General features: G+C 75.7%; 20 protein-coding genes. 10 read left to right on the top strand and 10 right to left on the bottom strand.

Annotated elements, in window-relative coordinates; translation table 11 throughout:
- Nucleotides 1–182: 182 nt before the first annotated feature.
- Nucleotides 183–2,024 carry an HNH endonuclease gene (locus GD970_RS19300; protein WP_152204530.1) on the bottom strand — a complete coding sequence of 614 codons (1,842 nt, stop codon included), beginning with the start codon at nt 2,022–2,024 and terminating at the stop codon, nt 183–185.
- A gap of 321 nt (nt 2,025–2,345) precedes the next feature.
- Between GD970_RS19300 and GD970_RS19305 the strand changes: the two genes are divergently transcribed.
- From GD970_RS19305 to GD970_RS19340, 6 genes are all read left to right on the top strand, one after another.
- Nucleotides 2,346–3,305, top strand: a complete 960-nt coding sequence (locus GD970_RS19305) for a TIGR03885 family FMN-dependent LLM class oxidoreductase (RefSeq protein WP_152204531.1) — start codon at nt 2,346–2,348, stop codon at nt 3,303–3,305.
- Nucleotides 3,306–3,366: 61 nt separating this feature from the next.
- Entirely contained in the window at nt 3,367–5,040 is a 1,674-nt protein-coding gene (locus GD970_RS19310; protein WP_152204532.1) for an alpha-amylase family protein, read from the top strand.
- A 183-nt stretch (nt 5,041–5,223) separates the two neighbouring features.
- Nucleotides 5,224–6,090, top strand: a complete 867-nt coding sequence (locus GD970_RS19315) for a YqeB family protein (RefSeq protein ID WP_152204533.1) — start codon at nt 5,224–5,226, stop codon at nt 6,088–6,090.
- A gap of 230 nt (nt 6,091–6,320) precedes the next feature.
- Nucleotides 6,321–8,780, top strand: a complete 2,460-nt coding sequence (locus GD970_RS19320; protein WP_170297313.1) for a circularly permuted type 2 ATP-grasp protein — start codon at nt 6,321–6,323, stop codon at nt 8,778–8,780.
- Nucleotides 8,777–9,778, top strand: coding sequence for a transglutaminase family protein (locus GD970_RS21850; RefSeq protein WP_170297312.1), 1,002 nt, complete (start codon nt 8,777–8,779; stop codon nt 9,776–9,778). The genes GD970_RS19320 and GD970_RS21850 overlap by 4 nt, the downstream gene beginning before the upstream one ends.
- A 9-nt stretch (nt 9,779–9,787) precedes the next feature.
- Nucleotides 9,788–10,213 carry a (deoxy)nucleoside triphosphate pyrophosphohydrolase gene (locus tag GD970_RS19340; RefSeq protein ID WP_152204536.1) on the top strand — a complete coding sequence of 142 codons (426 nt, stop codon included), beginning with the start codon at nt 9,788–9,790 and terminating at the stop codon, nt 10,211–10,213.
- A 58-nt stretch (nt 10,214–10,271) separates the two neighbouring features.
- On the opposite strand, the gene GD970_RS19345 is transcribed toward GD970_RS19340, so the two are convergent.
- The gene (locus tag GD970_RS19345; protein ID WP_152204537.1) at nt 10,272–11,087 is read right to left on the bottom strand and encodes a variant leucine-rich repeat-containing protein; all 816 of its coding nucleotides are present in this window, start codon (nt 11,085–11,087) and stop codon (nt 10,272–10,274) included.
- A 351-nt stretch (nt 11,088–11,438) separates the two neighbouring features.
- On the opposite strand from GD970_RS19345, the gene GD970_RS19350 reads away from it, so the two are divergent.
- Nucleotides 11,439–12,062 carry a TetR/AcrR family transcriptional regulator gene (locus GD970_RS19350; RefSeq protein ID WP_152204538.1) on the top strand — a complete coding sequence of 208 codons (624 nt, stop codon included), beginning with the start codon at nt 11,439–11,441 and terminating at the stop codon, nt 12,060–12,062.
- Between the two features lie 22 nt (nt 12,063–12,084).
- On the opposite strand, the gene GD970_RS19355 is transcribed toward GD970_RS19350, so the two are convergent.
- Genes GD970_RS19355 through GD970_RS19380 form a run of 6 tightly spaced genes read right to left on the bottom strand, consistent with a single transcriptional unit; the run spans nt 12,085 to nt 17,429 of the window.
- Nucleotides 12,085–12,897 carry a hypothetical protein gene (locus GD970_RS19355; RefSeq protein ID WP_152204539.1) on the bottom strand — a complete coding sequence of 271 codons (813 nt, stop codon included), beginning with the start codon at nt 12,895–12,897 and terminating at the stop codon, nt 12,085–12,087.
- Entirely contained in the window at nt 12,894–13,925 is a 1,032-nt protein-coding gene (locus GD970_RS19360; protein ID WP_152204540.1) for a vWA domain-containing protein, read from the bottom strand. Before GD970_RS19360 ends, GD970_RS19355 begins: the two co-directional genes overlap by 4 nt.
- Nucleotides 13,922–14,938, bottom strand: a complete 1,017-nt coding sequence (locus tag GD970_RS19365; protein WP_152204541.1) for a vWA domain-containing protein — start codon at nt 14,936–14,938, stop codon at nt 13,922–13,924. Before GD970_RS19365 ends, GD970_RS19360 begins: the two co-directional genes overlap by 4 nt.
- Nucleotides 14,932–15,381: a hypothetical protein gene (locus GD970_RS19370; protein ID WP_152204542.1), complete on the bottom strand. Its 450-nt coding sequence runs from the start codon at nt 15,379–15,381 to the stop codon at nt 14,932–14,934. Before GD970_RS19370 ends, GD970_RS19365 begins: the two co-directional genes overlap by 7 nt.
- Complete coding sequence (locus GD970_RS19375) at nt 15,368–16,255, bottom strand: DUF58 domain-containing protein (protein ID WP_152204543.1); 888 nt, start codon at nt 16,253–16,255, stop codon at nt 15,368–15,370. The genes GD970_RS19370 and GD970_RS19375 overlap by 14 nt, the downstream gene beginning before the upstream one ends.
- 4 nt (nt 16,256–16,259) lie before the next feature.
- Complete coding sequence (locus GD970_RS19380; protein WP_452179833.1) at nt 16,260–17,429, bottom strand: AAA family ATPase; 1,170 nt, start codon at nt 17,427–17,429, stop codon at nt 16,260–16,262.
- Here GD970_RS19380 and GD970_RS19385 point away from each other — a divergent pair.
- Nucleotides 17,421–19,526, top strand: coding sequence for a cytochrome c oxidase assembly protein (locus GD970_RS19385; protein WP_226925482.1), 2,106 nt, complete (start codon nt 17,421–17,423; stop codon nt 19,524–19,526). The genes GD970_RS19380 and GD970_RS19385 overlap by 9 nt on opposite strands.
- A 101-nt stretch (nt 19,527–19,627) precedes the next feature.
- Here GD970_RS19385 and GD970_RS19390 read toward each other — a convergent pair whose 3' ends face one another.
- A complete protein-coding gene (locus GD970_RS19390) occupies nt 19,628–20,575 on the bottom strand; it encodes a hypothetical protein (RefSeq protein ID WP_152204546.1) in 948 nt (315 codons plus the stop codon).
- Nucleotides 20,576–20,705: 130 nt separating this feature from the next.
- On the opposite strand from GD970_RS19390, the gene GD970_RS19395 reads away from it, so the two are divergent.
- Nucleotides 20,706–21,470, top strand: a complete 765-nt coding sequence (locus GD970_RS19395; protein ID WP_193314993.1) for a response regulator transcription factor — start codon at nt 20,706–20,708, stop codon at nt 21,468–21,470.
- A gap of 65 nt (nt 21,471–21,535) precedes the next feature.
- Here GD970_RS19395 and GD970_RS19400 read toward each other — a convergent pair whose 3' ends face one another.
- Entirely contained in the window at nt 21,536–22,213 is a 678-nt protein-coding gene (locus GD970_RS19400) for an LmeA family phospholipid-binding protein (RefSeq protein ID WP_170297368.1), read from the bottom strand.
- Between the two features lie 109 nt (nt 22,214–22,322).
- Between GD970_RS19400 and GD970_RS21855 the strand changes: the two genes are divergently transcribed.
- On the top strand, nt 22,323–22,945 hold a 623-nt coding region (locus GD970_RS21855; protein WP_452179831.1), incomplete at its 3' end, for a variant leucine-rich repeat-containing protein.

Genomic DNA, 22,945 nt, shown 5'->3' on the forward strand with positions numbered 1-22,945 from the left:
CGCGAGCCGTTCGCGGTACATCCGCACCGCCCGATCCCGGAACTCCTGGTCGTACTTCCTCGGTGCTGACACGAGACTCAGTCTCCCTTGCTAGATCAGCACCCTCCAGGGAACCCAGGACGGTTCAGCGCCAGGCGTGGAGGTGCTTGGTCAGAAGGGTGGTGGGGCGTGGAGGTGCTGCGTCAGAAGGGTGGTGGGTCGTGGGGTGGGGTGAGGGGTTGGCCGGTGCGGGGGTGCAGGGGTGTGGTGGTGCCGTCGGCCTCGCGGCGGTAGGTGCGGCCGGTGCGTTTGGAGGTCCACTCGAAGATGCCGGGGGTGGTCTGGCGGACGTGGAAGTGGCCGTCGGTCTTGAGGGGGTGGTCCACGGAGCAGGCGGTGGCGAGGTTGGCCCAGGCGGTGGTGCCGCCGTGGGCGAAGGGGATGGTGTGGTCGAGCTGGCAGCCGGTGGCGCGGGCGCCGCAGCCGGGGCGGAAGCAGGTCTTGTCGCGGTGGCGGATGAGCTCGGCGAGGTCGGGTGGGGGTCGGTAGCGGGTGCGTCCGAGGTCGAGGACGGTGCCGGTGAGGGGGTCGGTGACCAGGCGTTTCCAGGTCCCGCCCAGGGCCAGGGCGCGGGCGGTGGCGGGGTCGATGGGGCCGTAGCCGTCGAGGTGGCCGGCCTGCCCGCCGCCCAGGAGGGTGGTCAGGGGGACGGTGACGTTGATGCGCACCGGCACCCCGCCGACCCGGCCGATGGGCATCCACGGCGCCGGCGGCGCCGGCGGTGGTGGCGGGGGTTCGGGGCCGGCGGCGGTGACCGGTCCGTCGGTGCCGGCCTGCGGCGGCGCGGGCGGTGTGGCCGGGGTGGTCGCGTCCGGGGTTGACATCGTGGTCGCCGACGCGGCCGCGGCGTTCCCGTCCGGCGTTGCCGTCGCGGTGGCCGTGGCGTCGGGGGTGGGTGCCGCGCTGGTCGTGCCCGTCGCGGTGGTCGTGGTGGCGGTGGCGGCTGTGGCGGCTGTGTCCGGCCGGGATGGTGGCTGGTCGGGTGGGAGGCCGAAGCCGCCGCGGGTCAGGGCGTCGGCGCCGGCGGCGGCCAGGACGTCGGCGCGCAGCTGGTCGATGGTGCGGGCGTCCCCGCCGGCCTTGGCCGCGCGGGCGGCGCCGTCCAGGGCCAGGTCCACGGCGATGGCGTCGGCGGCGGGCAGCACCGCGTAGAGGGAGGCCATGCCGTTGGCCAGGGGGCGCGGGTGGCACACCCGCCGCCGGGCGCGGGCGCCGCGGTGGCGGGCCTCGGCCTCGTGGTGGTCCACCGCGATGAGGGCCTCGGCCACGTCCCGGGCGAGCTGGGGCGGGGTGCGCCCGGGGGCCTGGGGCAGCACGGCGTCCTCGACGTCGTGGCAGACCTGGTAGGGCTGGTGCTCGAGCCCGGCGGCGATGACGTCGGCCTTGCGCGGGTCCAGCGCGCCGCGGGCCAGCGCCTCGCCGGTGGCCTGCAAGGGCCCGGTCAGCGCCAGCGCGGTGCGCACCAGGCGGGTGGCGGCCGGGCGGGAGATGCCCTGGCGCATGGCGACCTCGGTGCTCACCGCCGTGAGCGCGCCGGCCGCCGCGTCGTGCTCGATCGCCCCGGCCACCAGCGCCGCCAGCACCTCGGCGCGCTGGTAGTGGGCCCAGGCGAGCACCCGGGACCACTGCGCGGCCAGCTCGACCAGGTCCGCGGGGTCCTGCCCGTCCGGATCGATCTCGGCGAGCCCGACCGCCAGCGGCAGCCCGACCAGGGCCGCCATCTCCTCGAGCACCCCGGCCAGCCCGCCCGGCTCTCGGGAAGCGTCTGTGGCGTCTTCGCCGGCGTCGTCGTCCTGGGCATCGGTCTGGTCATCCGCACCGTCGGGGCCCGCGGTGGCGTCGTCGCCCGGCGCACCCTCACGGCCGCCCGGGCCCGTGCCGGCACCATCGCGACCCACGGCGTCGTCGCGACCCTCCGGGACCGCGCCATCGCCGTCCACCGGATCGCCGTCCACCGGACCCTCACCCTGCTCGTCATCGAACATGCGTCCAGACTAGGACGACCCACTGACATCGCGTCGGGCACCCTCTGTCGCTGTGGATGAAGGTCGGGGGGACGCACCAGATCGATACCTGACCACAGTCGACATGGGAGCGCGAGGAAGAGCCTCTCTCCTTTTCTAGTACGGCCGTACTCACAAGCGGCCGAGGGAATGAGTGCGTTGGAACGCTGCCGGGCTCGACACTGCCCACGCCGCCGCGGCGCAGCGGGCATCACCGCTTCTGCCCGCACTCCTGGCGCTGGAACCCCAACTCCTCCCCCGTTCAGGAGGCGCCAGCCCGAAACTGCCCTTAGGAAGGGACACGTGACGACCTACGGCTTCCATGCGTCCCACGAGCAGATCGCCCCCAGCCGCCTGCTGGCCGACGTCCGCGCGGCGGAGCAGGCCGGGTTCGACATGGCCATGTGCTCCGACCACTTCGCCCCGTGGAGCGAGCGGCAGGGCCACTCCGGCTTCACCTGGTCCTGGCTGGGCGCCGCCCTGGCGACCACGTCGCTGCCGCTGGGCTGCGTCAATGCGCCCGGGCAGCGTTACCACCCGGCGATCGTGGCGCAGGCCGCGGCGACCCTGGGCGAGATGTTCCCCGGCCGGTTCTGGGTGGCGCTCGGCTCCGGGCAGGCCATGAACGAGCACATCACCGGCGAACGCTGGCCCACCAAGGAGACGCGCCTGCGACGGCTCGAGGAGTGCGTCGAGATCATCCGCCGCCTGCACGCGGGCGAGGAGGTGACGCACGACGGGCTCGTCACCGTCGACCGCGCCCGGCTGTACGACCTGCCGGCCGCGCCCGTGCCGCTGCGGGCCGCAGCCATCTCCGCGTCCACCGCCGCCCGGGCCGCCCGCTGGGCCGACGGGCTCATCACCATCAACCAGCCGCTCGAGACCCTGCGCGAGGTGGTGGCCGCCTACCGCGACGCCGGCGGCCGCGGCCCACTGGCGCTGCAGGTGCACCTGTCCTGGGCGCCCACCGATGACGAGGCCCTCGCCGTCGCCCGGGACCAGTGGCGCACCAACACCTTCGCCGAGCCGGTCAGCCTGGACCTGCCCACGCCCGAGCACTTCGACGTCGCGAGCAAGGACGTCACCGACGCCTCCATCACCGCGGCGGTCAACGTCTCGTCGGACCACGCCCGCCACGTGGCCTGGTTGCGCGAGTACACCGAGCTCGGTTTCGAGGAGATCTACCTCCACCACGTCGGCCAGGACCAGCGTGCGTGGCTCGAGACGGCAGCGACCGCGGTCCTGCCCGCGCTGCGCGCCTGACCTCTCGCCCGACCGCCCGCGCCCCACCGGCCCGCCAGCCCTCGACAAGGAGCACCCGCCGATGAGAATGACGCAGACCTCCGACCTGTGGTGGAAGAACGCCGTCATCTACTGCCTGGACATCGAGACCTTCTTCGACGCCGACGGCGACGGGGTCGGTGACATCGCCGGCCTCACCGAACGCATCGACTACCTCGCCCAGCTGGGAGTCACCTGCCTGTGGCTCATGCCGTTCTACCCCACCCCGGACCGCGACGACGGCTACGACGTCACCGACTACTACGGGGTGGATCCCCGGCTGGGCACCCACGGCGACGTCGTCGAGCTCATCCGCACCGCCAAGGACCGCGGCATGCGGGTGATCGCTGACCTGCTGATCAACCACACCTCGAACGAGCACCCGTGGTTCCAGGCTGCCCGCACCAGCACGGACAACCCCTACCGCGACTACTACGTGTGGCGCTCGGACCCGCCGCCGGACACCTCCGACCAGGTGGTCTTCCCGGACAAGGAGGACTCCATCTGGGAGCTCGACGAGCGGACCGGGGAGTGGTACCTGCACCACTTCTACGCCCACCAGCCTGACCTCAACATCGCCAACCCCAAGGTGCGTGACGAGATCTGGAAGACGATCGGCTTCTGGCTCCAGCTCGGCCTCGACGGCTTCCGGGTGGACGCGGTGCCGTACTTCCTCTCCGACGTCGGGCTCGACCCGGACGAGCAGGAGGTCGACGACCCCCACACCTACCTGCGCCAGATGCGCGCCTTCCTCGGCCGCCGGCACGGCGACGCCATCCTGCTGGGGGAGGTCAACCTGCCCCACGAGGAGCAGCTCAAGTACTTCGGCGACAACGGCGGCGACCAGCTGCACATGATGTTCGACTTCATCGCCATGCAGAAGGCCTACCTCTCCCTCGCCCGCGAGGACGCCGGCCCGCTCGTCGAGGCCCTCACCCAGCGCCCCGCCATCCCCCACGACTGCCAGTGGGCCACGTTCCTGCGCAACCACGACGAGCTGACGCTCGACAAGCTCACCGACGACGAGCGCGCGGAGGTCTTCGCCGCGTTCGGCCCCGAGGAACGCATGCAGGTCTACGGCCGCGGGCTCAAGCGGCGGGTGCCGACGATGCTCGACGGCGATCCGCGCCGCATCCGCATGGCGTACTCGTTGCTGTTCTCCCTGCCCGGCACGCCGACGCTGTACTACGGCGAGGAGCTGGGCATGGGCGAGGACCTCGCCGCCGAGGGGCGGATGGCGGTGCGCACGCCCATGCAGTGGTCCGACGGCGAGAACGGCGGCTTCTCCACCGCGCCACCCGACCGGCTGGTCGGGAAGGTGGTCGACGGCGGCTACGGGCCCCAGCACGTCAACGCCGCCGCCCAGATGCGCGACCCGGACTCGCTCTGGAACTTCATGCGCACCCTCGTCCTCACCTACCGCGCCTGCCCGGAGCTGGGCTGGGGCGAGCTGACCGTGCTCGACCAGCCCCGCGCCCACGTGCTGGCGCACCAGCTGAGCTGGGAGGGCTCGACCGTCGTCGCGCTGCACAACTTCTCGGCCGAGCCGGTCACCGTCCCGCTGCGCCTCGACGTCCCGCCGGACAGCGCGCTGGTGGACCTGCTGCGCGACGGCACCACGGACATCGGGCCCGACGGCGAGGTGGACGTCCCGCTCGAGGGCTACGGCCACCGCTGGCTGCGGGTGCGCCGCGACGGCGAACGCCGCCTGGTCTGAGACGCATCACCCCGCGGCCGGTCCCTAGGGGGACCCCCTTACGCCTGGAGTCGGAGGCCGCCGGCCGCGATCTTCATTCTCCCGGCTGATGTGGAGAGGGGCCGGCGCGGGCCATTCTCGTCATGGTGGCCCCGCCGCACCCTGCGGAGGCCCGGCCGCCGCCGTCTCGAGGAAGGGTCGATCATGCTGCCGAGCACCACGGTGCGCCCGCCCCGCGGGGTCCGCCTCGCACTCCGGCTGGGCTACCCGCTGGCCGGCCTGCTGCTCTTCCTGGCGATCACGCTCGCGGTGGAGGCGGCCGCCCAGGCCAGTGACTCCTTCGACGGGATCCTCGGGCGCGCCGACCACGTGGGCGAGCCGGTCGCGCTCGTGGTCGCCGGTGCGCTGGGGACCCTCCTCGGCGTGGTGTGGTCCTCCTCGGTGCTCGCCGAGGCGCTGCGCGCCCAGGTCGGCGTACGGGCGATCACCCTCACCTGGGACGACGCCCGCGTGAGCGTCCCGCGCACGCTCGTCGAGGACGTCGTCGTCGGCGCCGACGTCGTGCTCCTCGGCGCCGGCACGGTGGAGCTGGCGCGCGTGCGCTGCGACCTCGACCGCCCCACGCTCCTCACGGCGCTGACAGACCACGGCTACCCCACGCCGCGCGCCGAGGACCCGCACGAGGAGGTCTTCACGCCCTGGGAGCGGACGGCGCAGGACCTGCCCCGCCAGGAGCGCCGGCTGCTCGGCGCCCGCGCGGAGGCGCTGACCGACGGCGCCCACGGCGACGCGGAGCTGCTGCGCCGCCAGCTCGCCGCCCGCGGGGTCATGGTCCGCGACGTCCACCGCCCCGGGCGGCGGGCCCGGGTGCAGGAGTGGCGCGTCATCCCCGAGGCCGTCCCCGCGCTGAGCGCGAGCGCCGCCCGGGACGCCGCACGCACCGCGTCGGCCCGGCCGCGCGCCGGCGACCCGAGCGCGCGGAAGGGCGACCGGCCGGCCGCCCGCCGGCCGTGGAAGGAGGCGGAGCCCCTCGAGGCCGCCCGCCCCGCGCTGCGCGCGGCGCTCGTCTGACCCGACGCCCGTTGGACCCGACGCAGCCCTGATCTCGGCGCTCGGCGTGGCGCTCCGCCGGCCCCGGCGGTCCCGACCCCATGGCCGCGAAAGTGAGGCTCCCACCACCACATCCGGGCAAACGTCCGGTAAAGTCGCCGGCGGACGTGTCGGACGTCACTTTGCCTCGCATTGGAGCGGTGGCCCCCGGCGCGTCGGACGTCGACACGGCCACGCCCCGGGGAGCCGCCTTGGACCTGCTCGAGTCCTACCGCGCCAACGGTCCCGGGCACGACGAGATGCTCCAGGCGTCCGGACCCGCCCGCCTGGCCTGGGAGCAGCTCGCGGAGCAGGCCCGGCTGGGCCGGCCGGACCGGCTCGACGCCAGCCGGGCCGAGGTCATGAGGCTGCTGCAGGACGAGGGGCTCGTCGCCGCCGACCCCGCGCACGCCTGGCAGCTCGACCCGCTGCCGGTGCTCGTCGACGAGCTGGAGTGGCACCATCTCGAGGCGGCGCTGCGCCAGCGCGCCGAGCTGCTCGACGCGATCCTCACCGACCTGTACGGCGAGCGCCGCCTGCTGACCTCGGGGCTGCTGCCGCCGGAGGTGGTCCTGGGCCACCCGGGCTTCGTCCGCGCCGCCGACGGCATCCGCATCCCCGGCCCCCACCAGCTCTTCCACACCGCCGCGGACCTCGCGCGCAACGCCGACGGCGCGTGGACCGTGCTCGCCGACCAGGTCGACGCCCCCGTCGGACTGGGCTACGTCATGGCCGACCGCCGCGTGGTCTCCGAGGTGCTGGCCGGCGTCTACCGCCAGTCCCGCACCCGCCGGGTCGGCCCGTACTTCCAGTCCCTGCGCGCCGCGCTCCAGGAGGTGGCCCCCGCGGCCGGCCCGGACGGGCCCCGCGTCGCCGTCCTCACCCCCGGCCCGGCGAGCCCGGCCGCGTTCGACCACGGCTACCTCGCGGCCATGCTCGGCCTGCCCCTCGTCGAGGGCGGGGACCTCGTCGCCCAGGACGGGCGGGTGTGGGCCCGTACCCTGGGCCGCCTCGAACCGGTCGACGTCCTCCTGCGCCGCGTGGACGCCGCCGACGTCGACCCCCTCGAGCTGCGGCGCGGCTCCCGACGCGGCGTCCCCGGCCTCGTCCAGGCCGCCCGCACCGGCGCCGTCACCGTGGTCAACACCCTCGGCACGGGCGTGCTGGGCAACCCCGCCCTGCTCACGTACCTGCCCCGCCTGGCGCGGGCGCTGCGCAGCGAGGACCTCACCCTCCCCTCCGCGGTCACCTACTGGTGCGGGGACCGGTCCATGTGCTCGCACGTCATGGCGAACCTCGGCCGGCTCATCGTGCGGCCCACCTCCGGCGCCGAGCGGCCCGTGCTCGGCTGGGAGCTCACCCTGGACCAGCGCGCCGACCTCGCCGCCCGCATCGCCGGCCAGCCCGCCGCCTGGGTGGGCCAGGAGCCCATCGAGGCCTCGACGACGCCGACGGTCCAGCACCACGCCCTCGTGCCGCAGCCGACGGCTCTGCGGACCTTCGCCGTCGCCCGCCCCGGCGGCTACGCCGTCCTGAGCGGCGCGCTGGGCCACGTCGGGCCGGCCCCGCAGGCGGCCGGCGGGATCGTGGGGACCGCCAAGGACGTGTGGGTGCTCGCCCCCGAGCCGGCCGAGACCGCCGGCACCGGCGCCGTGCTGCCCGCCCGCTCCCCCGGCGCCGCCGTCTCCGCCCGGGCCGGGGAGGACCTGTTCCACCTGGGGCGGCACACCGAGCGCGCCGAGTCCACCGTCCGGCTCCTGCTCGCCGTCGCCGACCGCTGGGACGACTTCGCCCGCCCGGCCCTGCCCGGCCGGCCGGCGAACGCGCCCGGCGCCGGGCCGGCGGCGCTCGCCGTCCTCCTCGAGGCGCTGCACACCCTCGCGGCGGAGGCGTCGCTGGCCGGCCTGGTCACCGACCCCACGGTGCACGGCTCGGTGGCGTGGTCGGTGGGGCGCATGGCGCAGGACGCCGCGGGGGTGCGCGACAACCTCTCGCCGGACCTCTGGCGCGCCCTGTCCGCCCTCGAGCGGACCCTGCGCGCCGAGCGGCAGCGCCAGCTCGACGACGGGGAGAACCCGCTCGGCCTCGCGCCGGCCCTGGGCCGGCTGCTGGAGGCGCTCATGGCGCTGAGCGGGGGCTTCGCCGAGTCCCTCGTGCGCGACGTCGGCTGGCACCTGCTCGAGGCCGGACGCCGCCTCGAGCGCGCCCGGCGTCTCGTCTCCACGCTGGCGGCCACCGTCGCCCTCCCGCACGACGACGCCGTCGAGCGGCTCGTGCTGGAGTCCGTGCTCCTGGCCAACGAGTCGGCCATCACCTACCGCCGCCGCCACCCCGGCGGCGGCCTCGCCGGCGCGCTCGACCTCCTCCTCGTCGACCTCAGCAACCCGCGGTCCCTGGCCTTCCAGCTCCGGGAGCTGCGCGCGCACCTGGCGGGCCTGCCCGCCGCGGGCCGCGGCACCGCCTCGCGCGACCAGCTCCTCGACGAGGCCCACGACCTGCTCGGCGAGCTGGGCCCGGAGCGGGCGGCGCGCGAGCGCGCGGCGGGGCGGCGGGTGCACCTGGAGCAGACGCTGGCGTCGATCGGCTGGCGCCTGGAGGAGCTCGCCACCGAGATCAGCCGGGTGCACTTCACCCGGCCGGTGGTGGCCCAGTGGCCCGGGGGGTGGCAGTGAGCAGGCCGAGCAACCGCCGCGGCGGGGAGGAGCGCCACGTCCGCCTCGTCCACCGCGCCACGTACACCTACCCGGCGCCGGTCACCGGCTCCTACGGGCTGGGCATGCTCCTCCCCCGGGAGGGCGCGGGCCAACGTGTCCACGCCGCCGACCTCGTCGTCACCCCGGCGCCGGCGGAGGCGGCCGACCACCTGGACCTGCACGGCAACCGGGTCAGCTACTTCCACGTCACCGAGCCGCACACCACCATCGAGGTGTGCGCGACGTCGGTGGTCAGCGTGGCGCGCCGGCGCCTCGACCCCGCCGCCGCGCTGCCGGTGGGCTGGGAGCGGGCGGCGGCGTCGGTCAGCGGCATGCGGGCCACCGGGATCGGCGAGCACGGCGAGGGGCCCGCGTCGGTCCTCGCCATCGTCGAGTCGGCGCTGCCCTCCGAGCTCATCACCCCCGAGGAGTCGGTGCGCGAGTACGCCATGCCGTCCTTCGGGCCCGGCACGCCGCTCGCGCACGTGGTGGCCGGACTGTCCCGGCGCATCCGGGAGGACGTCGACGACGCGCCACCGAGCCGGGAGGGGCCGGCCCCGCTGCCCGAGGTGCTCGCCCGCCGGGCGGGCTCCAGCCACGACCGCGCGCACCTCCTCGTGGCCTGCATGCGCTCGATGGGCCTCGCGGCGCGGTACGTCTCGGGCTACGTCGCGCCGGCGGACGACGGCGCGACGGAGCCGCACGACGCGGCCGACGACGGCGCACGGCAGGGCCCCGTCGCGTGGGCGTCGGTCTGGCTGCCGGGCGGCGGGTGGATCCACGTCGATCCCACGGCCGACCGGTTCATCGACAACCGCTACGTCATCCTCGGCTGGGGCCGTGACCACCACGACGTCGCGCCGCTGCGCGGGGTGGTCTACGGCGGCGGGGCCGGCTCGTCGGTGCGGACGGAGGTGCGGATCACGCCCGCGGCCGCGCACGACCTCGCCGCCGCCACCCGGCCGGCCACCACCTAGGCTCGGGGCATGCAGTCCGGAACCCGTCCCGCCCTGGTCGTCGCGGCCGCCATCGTCGACTCCTTCGCCGCGCCCACGCGGTTCCTGTGCGCGCGGCGGTCGGCGCCCGCGGAGCTGGCGGGCCGCTGGGAGCTGCCGGGCGGGAAGGTCGAGCCGGGCGAGGCGGCCGAGGCGGCCCTGCACCGCGAGCTCGACGAGGAGCTCGGCGTCACCGTGCGGCTGGGCGACCGGCTGCCCGGCCCCGAGGACGGCGACTGGCCCATCCTCGCCGGCCGGACCATGCGGGTGTGGCTGGCCGAGCTGGTCGCGGGCACGCCGAGCCCGCTGGCGGACCACTCCGAGCTGCGCTGGGTCGCGCACGAGGCGCTCGAGGACCTCGACTGGCTCGACCCCGACCGTCCCATCGCCGCGGCGCTGCGCGCCGTCAGGGCGTGAGGGTCCGGCGGCTCACGCTCACCGGCCCCGGCCGGTCACCGGCTCCAGGGCGCACGTCTCAGGCGTCGCCGGACGCCCCGGCGCGGTACTTGTCCGCGCAGCTCCAGACCCCGTCGGGCTCGCGCCCGCCGCAGGTGTTCCCGAAGTCCTCGTACTCGGAGAAGGACGGCGAGTCCCAGTACAGGTCGTCACAGGCCTGCCCGTCGCCGGCCTCGCAGGCGTCCCACAGGTAGTCGAGCTGCTCGTCCGAGCCGTACGTGGACTCCGCCCCGACGCTCGCCGCCTCGCGCACCACGGCGTAGCCGAGGAATCCGAGCCCGGTGACGGCTCCCATGACGGCCACGACGATGCCGACGATCATCGGCGTCCGGGACCGCTTGGGCGCGGGACCCCAGGAGCCGGGCGCCGTCGCGTACCCGCCGGGGCCGTACCCGCCCGCGCCCGGCGCGGCGGCGTAGGAATTCAGGGTGGGCCCGCCGGGGCCGGCGTACCCCATGGTGGCCGGCATCCCGAGCCCGGGCGCCGGGCTCCCGTACGGGGTTGCGGCCGGCGCGCCGTAACCACTCGCGCCCGGCGCGGCGAAGTCCGCCGGGGCCGGCGGGGCGAACCCACCAGCACCCGCGGGAGCGGACCCGCCCGGAGCCGCGAAGGGCTGAGACACGGCAGGGCCGGGCTGAGCGCGGCGCGCCAGCGCGGCGTCCACCGCAACGTCACCGAGGCCGGCCAGGCGGGCGAGCACGTCGGACGACGTCGCGGGATTGGCGGCCACCAGCGGCCGCAGGTCCGGGCGGTGCTCGGCGATCTGTGCGAGCAGCCCGGGCGGCGACGCGGGGTTGCTCGCGTCGTAGGCGGTGAGCTGCTCGGGGGCAGGCATGAGGGCTCCTTCGAGGGTGGGCGAGACGCGCACAGAGTACCGTCCGGAATCCGGCGCACGGCCGAATCCCGTCGCACCTGCGGAGCCTGTGGACCTGTTGTCGAGGTCGAGCTCTTCCGCCCGGGTCGAGCTTCTCCGCCCAGGTCGAGCTCCTCGGCCGAGGTCGAGCTCTTCCGCCGAGGTCGAACCGATCCGCCGCGGTCGCTGCAGATCGGCTACTGCCTCGCCGGTCTGCCGCTGACTCACCGAGATCCCGCTCACCGGCGCCGCCGCTGAAACCGCCCCGGCGGCACGCGTCACGGTTTTCACGACGATTGGCCAGCGTCTGTCAGCAAGTGGCATGATCTGCAGGTGCCCAAGATCCTCGGTAGCTCCCTCGCCGAACACCGCGAGCGCACGCGCAGCGCCCTGTTCGCCGCCCTGTCGCACCTCATGGGCGAGCGCGGCTTCGACGCCGTCTCCCTGGCCGACATCGCCGCCGAGGCCGGGATCGGGCGCACCGCGGTCTACAACCACTTCCCCGACAAGGAGTCGCTGCTCCTGGCGTTCATCGAGCACGAGACGTCGACCTACGTCCGCGCGCTCGACGCCTCCCTCGCCGAGGTGGAGGACCCGGTCGAGCAGCTGCGCGTCTACGTGCGCCAGCAGCTCCAGCTCGAGCGCTCCTACCACTTCGCGCCCGGCCCGGACCTGCGCGAGGTCGTCTCGCGCGAGGCGGCCACGCACCTGCGCTCCCACGTGGGCCAGGTGGAGGCGCTGCTGCGCAAGATCCTCACCCGGGCGATCGAGGCCGGCGACATCCCCGACCAGCACCTCGACGCCGTCGTCCAGCTGGTCCACGCCTGCCTGAGCGGGCGACGGGTGCCCCGGACGGAGCCGGAGCGCGGCGAGTTCATCGCCTCGACGGAGCTGTTCGTGCTCCGCGCCGTCGGCGCGCCGGCCGCGTGGCCCGTGCGCGCCGCCGAGGTGGCCTGAGGCCGGCGCCTCCCCGGGGCCCTCACCAGGCCTGCCCGCTGCCCGTCCCGCCGCCCCGCTGCTGCTCCAGCCGCTGACGGTCGCGCTCGGCGTCCTGGTTGCGCTGCTCGAGCTGTTCCTGGCGCGGGTCCACGGGCGCCTGCTTCCGCGACTGCTGCTCGTCGCCCTGCCCCGGCTGCCCCTGCGCCCGCTGGCTCCGCTCGGCCCGGTCCGCCTTGGCCCGCTGGCGCCGCTCGGTCTCGTCCGGCCCCGACCGCCGGTCCCCGCGCTGCGGCGGCTGGTCGACGGCCGAGCGGCCGTCGGACGTGCACGGCCCGATGGCGTCCATCGCGTCCCGGTAGTACGTCACGGCCGAGCCCGGGTCCCCCGCGCCGCGGGCGTCGTCGCCCACCGACTCCAGCGTGAGGGAGAGGTTGATGCGCACCCGGCACTCCGGCGTGCCGGGGTCCGGGCGCCCGTCGGCGCCGGTGGTCCCCTTGGGCACGAGCCGGTGCGCCCCGCGCAGCTCCTCGACCGCTTGGGCGTGCTCGCCCGCGCGCTCCAGCGCGGTGCCGGTGTTGAACCACGCCTTCCACGGCTCGACCAGGACCGTGGAGGGCTTCAGGTGCTCGAAGCGGGTGGCCGCGGCGTCGTAGGCCCGAGCCTCATAGGCGGAGCGGCCGTACCAGCCGCCCAGGGCGATCCCCAGCAGCACCCCGCCGGCCAGCAGCGCCAGCGCGACGACGGGCGCCGACCACGCCAGCAGCCGACGACGGCGCCGCAGGTGGTCCGGGACCGGCGGGCGGGTCGCGGCCGACGGCCCGGCGGGGGGCGCGAAGCGGGTCGAGACGCTCATGCCGCCTCGCTCAGCCGCAACCGCCGCCACCGGCCCGCCTGCGCGTACGCCTCGGCCGCCACCAGCGCGGCGAGGACGACGGCGGCCGGCCAGTACACGTCCCGGTACGTGCGCACCTCGCGCCGCCCGTCCGCGGCGAGCCGCTGGACGTCGATGCCGGCGACGAGGTCGTGCACCGACGACGGCGCGGTCCGGTGCGCGTAGGGCACGCCCAGCTCGCCGGCCAGGCGGCGCAGCGCCGCCTCGTCGATGCGCGAGACCGCCGGCGGGGCGCCGGGCTGGGTCTCGTCGGTGATGTAGGGCGCGTCCGTGCCCGGCCCGGTGGCGTCGGTGCCGTCGTAGGAGCGCATCCGCCCGCCGGCGGCGGTGCCGTAGCCGAGCACCGCGCCGGCATCGATCAGCCCGTTCAGGTCGCCGTAGCCGCCCGGCGGGCCGGGCTCGGCGGGGCGGTCGCCCCGGGTGTTCTCGCCGTCGGAGAGGAAGAAGACCACGCGCACGTCCCCGGGGTTGCGCTGCGCGGCGCCGGTCAGCGCCTCGGCGAGCGCGGCGCGGGGACGCTCGATCGAAGAGCCGGCGGAGTAGTGGGTGATCTCCTGGCGCAGCGTGTCGGCCCAGCTGCGCACCGCGCGGGCGTCGCTGGTCAGCGGCAGCTGCCGGCTGGCCTGGGAGTCGAACGCGATGACGGAGTACCGCGCGCCGGGCAGGGCCTCCATGAGCGCGACGAGGTCGTGCCGGACCCCCTCCAGGCGCGGGCGGGCGCCGTCGTAGTCCTCCGCCGCCATCGACCCGGTGCGGTCGACGACGAAGAAGACCTCCGCGTTCGTCTCCAGCTGCGCGGTCGCGGCCGGGACGGCCGGCGCCAGGCCGATGACCCCGGCGGCGAGCACCATCCCGGCCCGCCGCACCCAGCCGCCGGCCGCGCCGTCGCCGCCGCGGCGGGCGCGCCACCAGCCGGCCACCGTCAGGGCGAGCAGCGGCAGCAGGACGACGGCGAGCGCCCAGGCGGGCCAGACGAGGCGGAGGGTCATGCGCGCAGCCTCCACATCGTCACCAGGAGCACGGCCAGGGCCGCGACCAGCCAGCCGTACCAGCGATCGGGCCGGTCGGTGATGACCGGCTCGGGGGCGGGGTCGAGCGCGACGGCCTGCTGGGCCTCGATGTCGGCGATGATGCCGTCGACGGCGGCGGGGTCGTCCGCCTGGTAGAAGCGGCCGCCGCCGTCGGTGATGACCCGCTCCATCTCGGCGCGGGCCCGGCTGGAGCCGGCGTCGCTCTGCGAGGCGTACAGCCCGTGCACGGTGATGCCCTTGTCGGCGGCGAGCCGGGCGGCCTCGGGCAGGGTGTAGATCGGCGTGCCGAGCACGAGGTTGTCGGTCGCCAGGATGATCGAGCGCGACCGGTGGGTGTCGGCGGCGTCGAAGGCGAGGGCGCAGGTGGCCAGCCCGTCGCCGACGAGGGAGGAGGCGTCGCCCTTGAGCGAGACGGTGCCGGTGAGGAACCGCTCGAGGCGGGCCAGGCGGGCGGGGTCGTACACCCAGGAGTCGAGCTTGAAGTCCAGGGCCTTGGCCGCCTCGTCGAGCTCCTGGCGCACGAGCCCGTAGTCGTCGGTGAGCGGGAAGACGGTGCGCGAGGTGTTGTTCCAGATGCTCAGCGCGATGCGCTCGCCCCGGAAGGAGCCCACCATCCGGGAGAAGGTCGCGACGACCTCGGAGTCGAGCTCGATCATCGAGCCCGAGACGTCCAGGCACAGCACGATGTCCCGGCTGGCGAGGGAGTCGGACCGCATGTCCTTGTCCACCGGCCGGGCGGTCAGGGCCGCGGTGGCCACGGCCACCAGCGCCAGGGCCGCCGCGCCCAGCGCGAGGCCGGCGCGCAGCACCCGCAGCCGGTGGCGGTAGCTCGTCAGGGCGCGCACGTAGGCGGAGTTGGCCACCCACCGCACCGCCCGGTCCCGCGGTCCGCGCCCGCGCGCCAGCCAGCCCGCGAGCGCCGCGGCGGCGACGGCGGCGAGGACGAGCGGCACCAGCCAGGGCGTCACCACGTCGCGACCACCTCCCGGGCGGCCGCGGCGGCGGCGCCGGCCTCGGCGTCGGAGTCGGGCGCGAAGCTCGGCTCCTCCCACCGGGCCAGCAGGTGCCCGACCCGCCGGGTCGGGTCGTGCCCGGCCACCTCCGCGCGCGTCCAGGAGCGCACGTCGGTGCCCAGGCGCTCGGAGGCGAACTCGCGCATGGTCCGCGCCAGCGCCAGGTGCAGGCCGCGCAGGTCCAGGGCGCCGGCGCGGTAGCCGGCGTAGAGCCGGTCGACCTCGGCGACGTAGCGGGGGCGCAGCCCCGGGCCGGGCGGCGGGGGCGGGACGGGCCGGGGCGGGCGGGTCAGGCCCCGCACGAGCAGGGCCCACGCGCCGGCGAGCAGCAGCAGGGCGGCCCCCAGGGCCGGCACCCACCAGGCGTAGGCCTCCGGCGGCAGCAGGTTAGCGGCGGGCACGGCGCTGCCTCCCCAGCAGCTCGGCGAGGCGGTCGACGACGTCGTCGGTGCCGGTGACCGTCACGTGCCCGATGCCCAGGCGGCGCAGCCGGTCGCGCACGGCGGCGGCGCGGGCCCGGGCGGCCGCCGCGGCCTCGGCGTGCAGCGCGGGGTCGGCGCGCAGGAACGCCGGCAGCGGCGCGACGCCGTCGACGTCGGCGGCCGGCCCGGCCCCGGTGGGCAGGGCGTCGGCGACGGCGAGGACCATGACCTCGTGGCGGGTGCGCAGCCGGCGCAGGGCCTCCTCGTGGGCCGGCTCGGGCCGGGCGGCGTCGGTCAGGACGACGACGAGCGAGCGGCGGGTCAGCGCCACGACCCGGTCGAGCACCCGGCCCAGGTCCGAGGGCGGGGCGTCGCGGGTGAGCGCGCGCTCGACGACGCGCAGCAGCGTCTCCAGGTGCGCGGTCCCCCCGCGGCCGGGCAGCTGGACCAGGCGCTCGGCGTCGCCCGCGACGAGGGCGACGAGGTCCCCGCGGGCCCGGGCGAGGTAGGCGACGACGTCGGCGGCGAACAGGGCGACCTCGGCCTTCGTCTCGCCGGAGGGGGCGGCGGCGGCCATGTTGCGCCCGGTGTCCACGGCGAGGACGACGGCGAGGTTCGACTCGCGCACGAAGCGGCGGATGATCGGCTGGCCCGCGCGGGCGGAGGACTTCCAGTCGATGTCCTTGACGTCGTCGCCGGGGCGGTACTCCACCTGGTCGTCGAAGTCCTGGCCGTGGCCGGTGAAGATCGATCGGTGCCGCCCGTCGAGCAGCCCGGCGGCGCGGCGCACGGTGGGCAGGTCGAGGCGGGCCCGCACCTGGGCGAGCCGGGAGGCGGGGTCGTGGGCGTCCACGGCGTCAGGGCGCCGGGACGGCCTGGAAGACGGCGTCGATGAGGGCCTCCGGGGCGACGTTGTTGGCCAGGGCGTCGTAGGTGCGCACGAGGCGGTGGCGCAGGACGGGGTGGCGCACCCGGCGCACGTCGTCGGGCACGACGTAGCCGCGCCCCTCCTGCAGCGCCACCGCCTGGGCGCCACGCATGAGGGCGATGGCCCCGCGGGGCGAGGCGCCCACGCGCACGTGCCGGTGCAGCTCGGGCAGCGGGCGCGGCCCGCCGCCGCGCGTGGTGTTGACCAGGGCGACGATGTACTGCTTGATCGAGCGGTCGACGTAGACCCGGTCGGTCAGGTGGCGCAGGAGCTGCACGTCCGCGAGCGAGACGGGCTCCCCCTCCAACGGGGCGGCCAGCGCCCCGGTGGAGGTCAGCTCGAGGATGTCCACCTCCTCGGCCGGGGTGGGGTAGCTGAGCACCTCCTTCATGAGGAAGCGGTCCATCTGCGCCTCGGGCAGGACGTAGGTGCCCTCCTCCTCGATGGGGTTCTGGGTGGCGAGCACCATGAACGGCGTCGGCAGCGGGTAGACCTGGCCGCCGATGGAGGTCTGCCCCTCCTGCATCGCCTCGAGCATCGCCGACTGGGTCTTGGCGGAGGAGCGGTTGATCTCGTCGAGGAGGACGACGTTGGCGTGCACCGGGCCCAGCTGGGTGGTGAACTCGCCGGTGGTGTAGTTGAACACCTGGGTGCCGACGATGTCGTTGGGCATGAGGTCCGGGGTGCACTGGATGCGGTGGAAGGTGCCGGAGACGGCGCTGGCCAGGGTGTGCGCGGCGGTGGTCTTGGCCAGGCCGGGCACCGACTCGAGCAGCACGTGCCCGCCGGCGATGAGGGTGGAGACCAGTGCGGTGCGCAGGCCCTCCTGGCCCACCACCCGCTGGGCGAAGATGTGGGTGACCCGGCGCAGCAGCGCGGTGGCCCGCTCGATCTCGACGTCGGCGAGCGGTCGGGAATGGTCGACGGCGGAGCCCGGCGTGGCGCCCGCGCCCGCCGGGGTGGTGGCCACCGGCCCCTGAGATGTGCTCATCGTCCCCCCGGTGGTCGGCATTGCCCGGGGCGAGCGTATGTCACCGGGCCCACACGACGCCGCCCGTCGGCTGCCGAACCGAACGCCTACCCTGGACGGGTGGCCGATCTTCCCGCGCGTGCGCCGCGAGTGTGGTGGTACGCCCTCGGCGCCCTCCCGCTCGCGCTCCTGGCCCTGGCCGGCGGCCTGCTGCTGACCGGGGCCGTCGCGCCGCTTCCCCTGTTCGACCCCGGGCCGCTCGTGCGCTGGGGCCTGCCCGTGGTCACCGTGCTGACCCACGCCGGCGCGGCGGTGACCCTCGGCGCCTTCGCGCTGTGCGCCGTCGTCCTGCCCCGGCAGGTGCCCGCCCCGCACCCGGGCCGGGAGCGGGCGCCGCGGGTGGCCGTCGACGGCCGCGCCTGGCCGCTGGCCGCCACCACCGGCGCCGTCGCCGCCGTCGTCTGGGCCCTTGCCCAGCTGGCCCACCTGGTCCTCACCCACGCCTCCGTCGTCGGCACCGGCGTGGGCGGGCCCGGCTACGGGGCGCAGCTGGCGCAGTTCGTCACCGAGATCGAGCTGGGCCGCTATCTCGCCTGGGCCACCGTCCTCACCGCGCTGGTCGCGGTGCTGGCGGTCGCCGTCGCCGGCTACACCTCGGCGGCGTGGACGGCGATCCTCGCCCTCGTCGCCCTCTTCCCGCTGTCGCTGACCGGCCACGCCGCCGGCGCCGCCAGCCACGAGCTGGCCGTCTCCTCCTGGTGGCTGCACCTGGGCGGGGTGGCGCTATGGGTGGGGGGCCTGACCGTGCTGTGCGCGGTCGCCGGCCGGACCGGGCGGGACCTGCCTGCGGCCGTCGAGCGCTACTCCGCGCTCGCCCTGTGGGCCTTCGCCATCGCCGTCTTCGGCGGCATCGCCAACGCCTGGATCCGCCTGAACTCCCCCGCCGACCTGCTCACCCACCCCTACGGCCAGCTGCTGCTCGTCAAGATCGTGCTCACTGCGGGGCTGGGCGTGGCGGGCTGGGCGCACCGCAGCGTGACGATCCCGCACATCCGCGCCGCCGCGGCGCAGCGGCTGCCGGGGGACGGGCCCGGCCGGGCCTTCTGGCGGCTGGCCGGCGTCGAGGTGCTCGTCATGGGTGCGGTCGTGGGGCTCGGCGTCGCGCTGGGCTCCTCCGCCCCGCCTGTGCCGCAGGAGCCGCTCACCGACGCCAGCCCGACGTACCTCATCACCGGCTACCCGGTGCCCCCGTTCCCCACCGCGCTGACCTACCTCACCCAGTGGCGCCTCGACCCGCTCACGGCGCTGGCGGTGGCCGCGGGGCTGCTCGTCTACCTCTCCTGGGTGGTGCGGCTGCGCCGCCGCGGCGACGCCTGGTCCGCGGCCCGCACGGCGTCCTGGGTGGCGGGCATGCTCGCGTTCCTCTGGGTCACCAACGGCGGCCCGGCGGTGTACGGCAAGGTCCTCTTCAGCGGCCACATGCTCCAGCACATGCTGCTGGCCATGGTGGTGCCGCTCTTCCTCGTCCTCGGCGCCCCGGTCACGCTCGCCGTGCGGGCCCTGCCGCACCGCGCGGACGGCTCGCGCGGGCCGCGGGAGTGGCTGCTGGCCCTCGTGCACTCACGGTGGGCGGGGTTCTTCTCCAACCCCATCGTCGCGGCGGTGAACTTCGCCGGGTCGCTGATCGTCTTCTACTACTCCTCGCTGTTCCTGGGCGCGCTGAACACCCACATCGGGCACGTGCTCATGGTTCTGCACTTCACCCTGGCGGGGTACCTGTTCGCCAACGTGCTCATCGGGATCGACCCCGGCCCGCGCCGGCCGTCCTACCCGCTGCGGCTGCTGCTGCTGTTCGCCACCATGGCGTTCCACGCCTTCTTCGGCCTCTCCCTCATCTCCCTCACCTCGCTGCTCGCGGCGGACTACTTCGGCTGGCTGGGGCTGCCGTGGAACGTCGACGCGCTGGCGGACCAGGAGAAGGGCGGCGCGATCACCTGGGGCATCGGGGAGCTGCCCACGCTCGCCCTGGCCGTCGCCGTCGCGTTCGCCTGGTCCCGGGACGAGGAGCGCGCGGCCAGGCGCGCCGACCGCAAGGCCGACCGGGACGACGACGCCGAGCTGCGCGCGTACAACGAGATGCTCGCCGCCCGGGCCGCCCAGTCCGCCGGGGAGCAGGCGGCCGGCCTGTCGCGCTCGGAGGGGCCGCGGGAGCCGCGGCAGGGCTGACGGCGTCCGGCATCGGGCGCCGGGCGTTGGGCGCGGGGCGTTGGGCGCGGGGCGTTGGGCGCGGGGCGTTGGGCGCGGGGCGTTGGGCGCCGGGCAGGTGCCTACCGGGGCCAGGCCCAGGTGAAGCCGACGATCTCCCCCTCGAGCTGCGGCAGGAAGCGGTGCACGTGCCCGTCGGGGGCCAGCGGCACCTCCTCGACGTCGTCGGGCTCGTCGGCCCAGATGCCGTCCCAGTGCCCCCACCACACCCGCTCGGGCAGGCGCGCGGGGTGGAACTGGACGTTGATCTCCAGGCTGCTGAGCCGGCGGCGTGCGCCGCGGCGGAAGCTCGGCGGGGGGACCTCCCCGAAGGTGAAGGCGGTGCGGTACTCCAGGGACGCCGTCTCCCCCGCCAGCAGCGGGGTCGTCAGCCTGATCTCGACGCCGTACAGGCCGGACATCGTCGAGCGGCGCACGGGTCCGGCGCGGCCGCCGCGCAGCACCTCGACGGCGGCGGCGTGGACGTCGAACTGGTAGACGTACCGGTCCATCGGCTCCAGGGCCCGGATCACCTGCAGGGTGCGGTGGTCGGCGGGCAGCCCGTCGGGGCCGATGCGGTGGAACTCGTGGGCGACGAGGGTCTCGTACGCGCCCGGGGCGGCCTCGAGGGGCTTCTCGGCCCCGGACGCGGTGGGGCGCACCACGGCGAGCTCCGTCGACTCGGCATTCATGAAAAGCGCCCACAGCTGGTGGCTGTCGGCGGGTGACATGTCGAAGGCCTCGATGAACAGACGCAGCGTGGCGGGCGCGATGAAGTGCCCGGAGAGGGCCCGGTTCACGCGGTCCTTGAGCCGGCGCGGCAGGTCCGTCTCGGTCTCGGCGACCTCGCCCGTCTCCCACAGGTAATCGGCGAGCACCTGCGCGATGGCGCCCTGGTGAATGTCCTGCCCGCTGGCGCGGCGCACGTAGACCTGCCACAGCGAGCGGTACGCCGGCACGCCGCCGAGCAGGCGGCGGAGCAGGCGGCAGGCCCGCGCCGACGGGTCCTGGCCGGCCGCTTCCTGTGACATGTGGCCATCTTTAACGACGATTCATGCATTTGTCCTCCGGACGTTCCGGAAATTCGCGACACATGCGCGACACAGCCCCGGTGAAATGCGCGCACAGGGGAACGAAACGCGGCAAGACAAAGGAGTTGGCATGTCGCTCACCGCGTCATCGAGACCACGAACGGACGCGCCGGTCGAGCGGGCGGCGACCATCGCCGTCGTCGACGAGCACCCGGTCGTCGCGATGGGGATTGCGCACTGCCTCAGCGAGGTGGCCGGGCTGGAGGTGGTGGGCGGGTACCCCACGGTCGCTGCGCTGCTGCGCGCGCGGGGCACCGACCACCCGGTCGATCTCGTACTGCTCGAGCTGTTCGCGCCCGACGCCGCGCCGGACCGCCTCATCAGCCGGCTCACCGGCGCGGGGGTGAAGGTGGTGGTCTTCACCGCCCTGACCGGCTCGTACGTGCCCGAGCTGGCCCTCGCGGCCGGCGCGCTCGCCGTCGTCCACAAGTCCACCCCGCCGGAGCGGCTCGTCGAGGTGCTCGCGGCGGCCGCGCGCGGGCGGCGCGTGGGCCTGGTGCGCACCGGGCTCGACGGCGCCCGGCAGCCGCTGACCACCTTGTCGCCGCGCGAGCGCGAGACGCTGGCGCTGTACGCGGGCGGGGAGAAGTCCGAGAGCGTGGCCCAGCGGCTGGGCATCTCGCGGGAGACGGTCAACGACTACATCGGCCGGATCCGGGCGAAGTACCGCATGGCGGGCCGGGTGGCGGACACCAAGGTCGATCTGTACAAGCGGGCGGTCGAGGACGGCATCCTCCCGCCGCCCGGGACGCTGCCGGGCGCGGGCGGGCACAACCACGCGGCGGGACCGGTGCACCAGGGCGGCACGGGCCCGGTACGGCAGACCGGGATGTAGGCGGGGCCGGGACGCCGGCCGGGCCCGCACGTCGGTGAGGCCGGGACGCCGGCGTCGCCGTCGGCCTAGGCGGGAAGGGCGACGCCCTCACCGGTGAGGGTGACCCGCACGCCGTCGTCACGCGGTGCGACGTCCGCGAGGGTCATGCCGAGGGGCAGGTCGCCGAGCGGGACGGCGACGTCGAGCAGGTTGGCGCCCAGCAGCGCCCGCACGGCGCCCGGGTCGACGGTCTTGTCACCGAGCGTGATGCTCGCGGGCGTGAACCTGAGCGTGCCGTCGCTGACCTGGGGGACCGCCAGGACCTCGAGCGGCTGGCCGAGGACCGTCGTGCCGAGGGTCACGCCATCGGTGCCGGTGTCCACGGTGAGCGTCATGCCCGTGGCCTGCTCCACGAGCCGTTGCAGGTCGGGCTGGCGGAGCGTGCCGGTCAGCCGCACGGTCCGGGCGGTCAGGGGCTCGGCCAGCCCGACGCCGTGGGCGCGGATGTCGACGTCGCCCAGCTCCACGCCCTCGGTGCCCATGCCCTCCGCGCGGACACGCACGTCGTCGAGGTCGCGGGCGACCAGCTGGGTGAGGAACGGGAAACCGGCGATGGTGACATCGGGCGTGCCGGCGACGTCGACCTGCCGGGTGACCTCCTTCGCGGCGGCACGTTCCGCCACGCCCGCCGCCACGCGGTCGGCCACGACCGCCACGGCCACGAGGAGGACCAGCGTGAGGAGGACGGCGGAGAGTCGGCGCACCGGCCCACCGTAAAGCGTCGACCTGGGGCGGGGCAGGAACTCCGGAAGACTCCGAGGTGAAGGTCGTGTGTACTGTCGATCTGTCGCACCGAGCCCGGAGGAGGAGTACGTGGAGGATCGCGCGGAGCTGGCACGCCTGGCCGCGGACCCGGCCACCCCGCTCGCGACCCTCCAGGAGCTCGCGCGCGACCACCCCGAGCTGCGCCCCGCGCTGGCGCTCAACCCCTCCACCTACCCGGCGCTGCTGGAGTGGCTCGGCCGGCTGGGCTCCCCCGACGTGGACGCCGCGCTCGCCACGCGCGCGGTCCGGATCGCGGCGCAGGCGTCCGGCGCCCCACCCGTCTCCCAGGAGGAGACGGCGACGGCCACCGACGCCGCGCCGACCGAGGTCGTGCGGGAGACGGCGCCCGCCTCCCGCGGCGCGGCCGAGACGGCGCCGACCTCCCAGGACGCGCAGGAGACCACCGTCGCGCCGACGACCCCGCCGGCCGAGGCGGGCGGCCCCGCAGGTGCCGCGGCCGCGGCCGAAGCGGCGCAGGTGACGCCGGTGCGGGCGGACGAGCCCACCGAGCAGCTCCCGGCGCTCCCGGACGCCGCCACCATGCCCCCGGTCATCCCGCCCGCCACGCCGCCCACCAGGGCACAAGCCCCCGCGACTGGCGGGCCGGCCCCGGCGGGCACGCCGCGGGCGGACACGGCGCGGGCGGACACGGCGCGTGCCGCCGCGACCGG

The organism is Georgenia thermotolerans, assembly GCF_009193185.1.
Taxonomy (GTDB): domain Bacteria; phylum Actinomycetota; class Actinomycetes; order Actinomycetales; family Actinomycetaceae; genus Georgenia; species Georgenia thermotolerans.

Coding starts and splice junctions, on each gene's coding strand:
- GD970_RS19300 (WP_152204530.1), bottom strand. CDS start 2,024: ATGTTCGATGACGAGCAGGGTGAGGGTCCGGTGGACGGCGATCCGGTG.
- GD970_RS19310 (WP_152204532.1), top strand. CDS start 3,367: ATGAGAATGACGCAGACCTCCGACCTGTGGTGGAAGAACGCCGTCATC.
- GD970_RS19315 (WP_152204533.1), top strand. CDS start 5,224: ATGCTGCCGAGCACCACGGTGCGCCCGCCCCGCGGGGTCCGCCTCGCA.
- GD970_RS19340 (WP_152204536.1), top strand. CDS start 9,788: ATGCAGTCCGGAACCCGTCCCGCCCTGGTCGTCGCGGCCGCCATCGTC.
- GD970_RS19345 (WP_152204537.1), bottom strand. CDS start 11,087: ATGCCTGCCCCCGAGCAGCTCACCGCCTACGACGCGAGCAACCCCGCG.
- GD970_RS19355 (WP_152204539.1), bottom strand. CDS start 12,897: ATGAGCGTCTCGACCCGCTTCGCGCCCCCCGCCGGGCCGTCGGCCGCG.
- GD970_RS19360 (WP_152204540.1), bottom strand. CDS start 13,925: ATGACCCTCCGCCTCGTCTGGCCCGCCTGGGCGCTCGCCGTCGTCCTG.
- GD970_RS19390 (WP_152204546.1), bottom strand. CDS start 20,575: ATGTCACAGGAAGCGGCCGGCCAGGACCCGTCGGCGCGGGCCTGCCGC.
- GD970_RS19395 (WP_193314993.1), top strand. CDS start 20,706: ATGTCGCTCACCGCGTCATCGAGACCACGAACGGACGCGCCGGTCGAG.